We start from the raw sequence: 6623 nt of genomic DNA, 5'->3' as shown, positions 1-6623 counted from the left end.
CGGCGCGTGGCCGGCTGATGCAGGCGTTGCCGCCTGGCGGCGCGATGCTGGCGGTGCAGGCCGGTGAGGACGTGGTGGGGCCGCTGCTGGAAGGTGTTGAGGAGCGGGTGTCGCTGGCCGCGGTCAACGGCCCGGCCTCCGTGGTGGTCTCCGGCGCTGCGGACGCGGTCGCGCAGGTGGCGTCGCAACTGACCGGACAGGGTGTGCGGACGCGTGGGTTGGTGGTGAGTCATGCGTTTCATTCGCCGTTGATGGAGCCGATGCTGGCCGAGTTCCGCACGGTCGCCGAGGGAGTCACCTTCCGCACGCCGGTGATCACGTTGGTGTCGACGCTGACCGGTGAGGTCGCTTCGGTCGAAGAGTTGTCGTCGCCGGACTACTGGGTGTCGCATGCGCGTCGGGCGGTCCGTTTCCACGATGCCGTGCGGGCCCTGCAGGGTCTTGGGGTGTCGCGTTTCGTCGAGATCGGTCCGGACGCGACGCTGACCGCGCTCACCCGGACCGCCCTGGGCGACGACGCCGTCTGCGTGCCGTCCGTCCGCAAGGACCGTGCGGAGGACGTGGCCGTCCTCCACGCCGTCGGGGGACTCTTCGTCACCACCGACACCGCCATCGACTGGCAGGCGGTCCACGGCCCGGACGCCCGGATCGTCGACCTGCCCACCTACCCCTTCCAGCGCGAGCGCTACTGGCTCGACGGCACCGGCCAGGTGACAGACGTGGCCTCCGCCGGGCTGGGTGACGCCGGGCATCCGCTTCTCGGCGCGGCTGTCGAACTGCCCGACACCGGCGGTCTCGTGTTCACCGGACGGCTGTCCCTGCACAGCCACCCCTGGCTCGCCGACCACGCGGTCGCGGGGACGGTCATCCTGCCCGGCGCGGCGTTCGTGGAACTCGCCCTGCACGCCGCGCGGCATGCGTGCTGCGAGCGTGTCGAGGAATTGACCCTCGAAGCGCCCCTGCACATCCCGGCCGGCGAAGCCGTGCAGCTGAGGATCACGGTCGACGCCGCCGACGCGTCCGGTGGCCGGTCCGTGGCTGTCCATACCCGCATCGAAGGCGGAGGGGCGGTGGACGACCTTCTTGACGAGCGGGCCTGGGTCCGTCACGCCACGGGGACCGTCGTACCGGACTCTGCGGAGACCGCCCGGACGGCCGCGGCATGGGAGGTGTGGCCGCCGGAGGGGGCCGAGCCGGTGGACCCGGAGGAACTGGCGGGTCTCTACGGCCGTCTCGCCGACGAGGGCTACCAATACGGTCCCGTCTTCCAAGGACTGACCGCCGCCTGGCGGCGCGGTGACGACGTGTTCGCCGAGGTGAGCATGCCGGAGCAAGGAGTCAGGCGTGTCGGGGACTCGGCGGCGCCCGGACGGTTCGGTCTGCACCCGGCGCTGTTGGACGCCGCACTGCACTCCATGGGCTTCGGGGAGTTCCTCGACGGGGGAGCGCGGCTGCCGTTCAGCTGGAACGACGTGGAGCTGTACGCGACGGGAGCCTCCACGCTGCGGGTCCACCTCGCGTCCGCGGGCCCCGACCAGGTGACCATGCGGCTCGCCGACGCCACGGGCGCACCAGTGGCCGCCATCGGCTCACTGACCCTGCGGCCCATCGCGGTGGAACAGCTGACCGCCGCGCGTACCCCCGCCGTGGACGGACTGTTCGCGGTCGACTGGACGCCCGTGGCGGCGGCCGGCGGCTCGCGGGGCGACGAGGTCACGCGGGTGATCGTGGGCGCGGACCCGTACGGCCTCGCGGCGGAAGGGACCCCCGTGTACGCCGACCTGGCCGCCCTCCTCGCAGCGGGTGCCCCCCGCACTCCCGACGCCGTGCTCGTCTTCCTCGGCGGCGACGGGGAAGCCGTCCGAGAGGCGGCGGACGCCCCCGGCGAGATCCGCGCGCTCACCGCGGCCGGCCTGGACCTCGTCCAGCGGTGGCTGGAGGCGGACACCCTCGCAGCGGCCCGCCTGGTCGTGGTGACCGAGGGCGTCGTCGTGGCCCGCCCGGGCGAGCGGATCGACGGGCTCGCGGGGGCTGCGCTGCACGGGCTGCTGCGCTCGGCCGCTTCCGAGCACCCCGGCAGGATCGCCGTGGTGGACGTCGACGGGCGTGAGGAGTCGCTGCGTGCGCTGCCTGCCGCGGTCGCGGCGATCTCCGCCGGGGTGACAGACACCGAACTGGCCGTGCGCGAGGGCACGCTGTACGCGCCTGGGCTGGTGCGGGCGGGGGCGGGCGCCTCCGACCAGGTACTCGTTCCGCCGTCCGGCACCGGCGCATGGCGTCTGGACGTCACGGCCAAGGGAACCCTCGATCATCTCGCCCTGGTGCCGTGCCCCGAGGCGACCGGAACGCTCGAGGCGGGGCAGATCCGTATCGCGGTCCGTGCCGCGGGCCTCAACTTCCGCGACGTGCTCATCGCTCTGGGCGTCTACCCGGGGGACGCGCTCATCGGCAGCGAGGCCGCGGGTGTGGTCACCGAGGTCGGGCCCGGCGTCACCGGGTTCGCCCCCGGCGACCGCGTCCTGGGCCTCTTCCCCGGTGGCGCGGGCCCCGTCGCCGTCACCGATCACCGCCTGGCGGCGCCGGTCCCGGCAGGCTGGACCTACGCGCAGGCGGCGGTCGTCCCCGTCGTGTTCCTCACCGCCTACTACGGGCTGCGCGATTTGGCCGAGGTCCGCCCGGGCCAGCGGCTGCTCGTGCACGCGGCGGCCGGCGGCGTCGGCACGGCGGCCGTGCAGCTGGCCCGTCACTGGGGCCTGGAGGTCTTCGGCACGGCGAGCCCCGGCAAGTGGGACACCCTGCGCGGCCTCGGCCTGGACCACGCGCACATCGCCTCCTCCCGCACCCTGGACTTCGAGCGGGCCTTCATGGGCGCCACGGACGGCGCGGGCATGGACGTGGTGCTCGATTCGCTGGCCCACGAATTCGTCGACGCCTCACTGCGACTGCTGCCGCGCGGCGGCCGCTTCCTGGAGATGGGCAAGACCGACATCCGTGACCCGCAGGCCGTGGCGGACGACCACCCGGGCGTGCGGTACACGGCTTTCGATCTGCACGCGGACGCCGGAGCGGACCGCATCCAGCGGATGCTCACCGACTTGATGGATCTCTTCGCCCGAGGAATCATCACGCCTCCGCCCGTCACCGTCTGGGACGTGCGGCAGGCCCCCGAGGCGTTCCGGTTCTTCAGCCAGGCACGCCACGTCGGCAAGATCGCGCTGACCGTCCCGACGGCTCCCGACCCCGACGGCACCATCCTGGTGACCGGGGGCACGGGTTCCCTCGGAGCCCTCGTCGCCCGCCACCTGGTGACCGAGCACGGCGCCCGCCGTCTGCTCCTCGCCAGCCGGCGTGGTCCCGACGCGCCGGGCGCGGCGGATCTGCGGCACGAACTGGAGGCACTGGGCGCCACCATCTCCGTCGCCGCCTGCGACATCACCGACGCCGACGCCATCCGCGCCCTGCTCGAAAAGATCCCCCAGGACCATCCTCTGACCTCGGTGGTCCACACCGCGGGCGTCCTCGACGACGGCACGGTCGAGTCGCTGACGCCGGAACGCCTCGACTCGGTCCTGCGCCCCAAGGCCGACGCGGCGTGGATCCTTCACCAGCTCACCCGCGAACGCGGCGACGACCTCGCCGAGTTCATCCTGTTCTCCTCCGTGTCCGCGACGCTCGGAGGCGCCGGACAGGCCAACTACGCAGCCGCCAACGCCTCACTGGACGCGCTGGCCGCCCACCGCCATGCCCAGGGCCTGCCCGCCACCTCACTCGCCTGGGGCCTGTGGCACCAGGCGGGCGGCATGACGGGGCAGCTCGACGACGCCGACCTCGCCCGCATCCGGCGCGGCGGCCTCGTCACGATCGAGTCGGCACGGGGCCTCTCCCTGTACGACGCCGCGCGCGCCGCCGAGCGGCCCGCGCTGGTTCCTGCCCCCCTCGACCTCGCCGTCCTGAGTGCCCTCGCCGACGTGCAGGACCTACCCACGCTGTTCCGGAGGCTCGTGCGCAAGCCGGTCCGCCGCGCCGCCGCCGGAGGAGCCCGAGCGGACCGGACATCACTGCGCGAGCGGCTGTCCGGTCTCCCCGCCGACGAACGACGGCGTCTGCTGCTCGGCCTCGTACGGGACCAGGTCGCCGCGGTGCTCGGCCACTCCTCGCCGGACGCGCTGGACCTCGACCGGTCCTTCCGGGAAAGCGGCTTCGACTCGCTGACGGCCGTGGAACTGCGCAACCGGGTCAACACGGCGACCGGGCTGCGCCTGCCCGCGACCCTCGTCTTCGACCACCCGACCCCGGCCGCGCTCGCCGAACAGCTGCACTCCCTGCTGGCCCCTGAGGAGCCGGAAGCCGAGGACACCACCGGACACACCGCGCTGCTCGCCGAACTCGACCGCCTGGAGGCCGCCTTGGCGTCCCTTGGCGGCCGGACCGGTACGGACGACGACCTGCACGCGACCGTCGCCGCACGCATGCAGAACCTGTTGACGACCTGGAACCAGCAGCGCACCGGCTCCGCCGCTCAGCAGGACGACACGAGCCGGATCGCCTCGGCGACCAGCGACGAGATCTTCGACTTCATCGACAAGGAACTCGGCCGGACCTCGAACCACTGATCCGCGCCTCGCAGCACCGAACCGTCCATGGAGGTCGGTACGCATGACGAACACCAACGGCTCCCCTCCCACGAGCGCTCCGGCCTCCGCCGGTGCCTCCAAGGAGGAAAAGCTGCTCGACTACCTCAAGTGGGTCACGGCCGACCTGCAGAAGGCCCGAGCCCGCATCGAGGAACTGGAGGCCCGCCCCCACGAGCCGATCGCGATCATCGGGACGGCGTGCCGCTTCCCGGGTGGGGTGGAGTCGCCGGAGGACCTGTGGGAGCTGGTCACCTCCGGCACCGACGCCGTCGGGGAGCTCCCGAGGAACCGCGGCTGGAACCTGGAGAGCCTCTACGACGCCGATCCCGACCGGGAGGGCACGACCTACACCCGGCACGGCGGATTCCTGCAGACGGCGGGCGAGTTCGACGCCGAGTTCTTCGGGATGTCCCCGCGCGAGGCCCTGACGACCGACCCGCAGCAGCGGCTGCTGCTGGAGACGGCGTGGGAGACGTTCGAACGGGCCGGTATCGATCCGGCCAGCCTGCGCGGCAGCCGCACCGGCGTCTTCGCCGGAGCCGTCGCCCAGGACTACGCGCCCGGCGCGCAGCAGGCACCCCCCGGTTACGAAGGCCACTTCATGACCGGCAACGCCATGAGCATCGCCTCCGGGCGCCTCTCCTACGTCTTCGGACTGGAGGGCCCGGCGGTGACGGTGGACACGGCGTGCTCGTCGTCGCTCGTCGCCCTGCACCTCGCGGCCCAGGCCCTGCGCAACGACGAGTGCTCGCTCGCCCTCGCCGGTGGCGTGGCCGTCCTCGCCTCACCCATGCTGCTGCTCGAGTTCAGCCGGCAGCGGGGTCTGTCCGCCGACGGCCGGTGCAAGGCGTTCTCGGCGGACGCGGACGGCACGGGCTGGGCCGAAGGCGTGGGTCTCCTCCTGCTGGAGCGGTTGTCGGACGCGGAGCGCAACGGGCATCGGGTGCTGGCTGTGTTGCGGGGGAGTGCGGTCAACCAGGACGGTGCGAGCAACGGGTTGACGGCGCCGAACGGTCCGTCGCAGGAGCGGGTGATCCGGCAGGCGCTGGCGAACGCGCGGCTCGTGCCTGCGGACGTGGATGTGGTCGAGGCGCACGGGACCGGTACGCGGTTGGGTGACCCGATCGAGGCGCAGGCGCTGCTGGCGACCTACGGGCAGGACCGGCCGGAGGGCCGGCCTCTGTGGCTGGGTTCGCTGAAGTCCAACATCGGTCACGCCCAGGCGGCCGCGGGTGTGGGCGGTGTGATCAAGATGGTGGGCGCGCTGCAGCGGGGTGTGCTGCCGAAGACGCTGCACGTGGACGAGCCGTCGCCGCACGTGGACTGGTCGGCGGGGGCGGTGGAACTGCTGACCGAGCAGCGGGAGTGGCCCGAGCTCGACCGCCCGCGCCGCGCCGCGGTGTCCTCGTTCGGCATCAGTGGCACCAACGCCCACGTGATCCTGGAACAGGCCCCCGAACCGGCGGTCCCGGCCTCCCCACAGGAACACTCGACGGGACCCGTCCTGTGGTCCCTCTCGGCGAAAAACATGGCCGCACTCCGTGAGCAGGGAGACCGGCTGCGGCAATTCCTCATCGGTGCCCCGGACGTGAGTCCGACGGACGCGGGACTCTCCTTGGCCACGACTCGCAGCCGGCTGAGGCACCGGGCGGTCGTCGCGGCGCCCTCCCGCGAGGCCGGACTCGACGCTCTGGCTGCGCTCGCGCACGACGGCAGCAGCGAATGCGTCGCCCTGGATTCCGCCATCGCTCGTCCCTCGGCTGGTGGGCGGTTGGCGTTCCTGTTCACGGGTCAGGGGTCTCAGCGGGTGGGGATGGGGCGTGGTTTGTATGCGTCGTTCCCGGTGTTCGCGGAGGCGTTCGACGAGGTCGTCCGGGCTTTCGAGGGTTTGCTTGAGGTGCCGCTGGCCGAGGCGCTGGGTGGTGAGCGGGTGCATGAGACGGGGTTCACGCAGCCGGGGTTGTTCGCGTTCGAGGTGGCGTTGTTCCG

At 72.6% G+C, this 6623-nt stretch carries 2 protein-coding genes; both read left to right on the top strand.

The annotated features are described in order from the left end of the window. The coding region (locus tag ACWD3O_RS33855; protein ID WP_451418542.1) for an SDR family NAD(P)-dependent oxidoreductase at positions 1 to 4613 on the top strand (4613 nt) is incomplete at its 5' end. 43 nt (positions 4614 to 4656) lie between these two features. Then, a partial coding sequence (locus ACWD3O_RS33850) for a type I polyketide synthase (protein WP_451418541.1) occupies positions 4657 to 6623 on the top strand: 1967 nt, incomplete at its 3' end.

It is taken from the genome of Streptomyces sp. NPDC002640, assembly GCF_053592575.1.
This window is presented reverse-complemented; position numbering and strand designations above follow the sequence as displayed.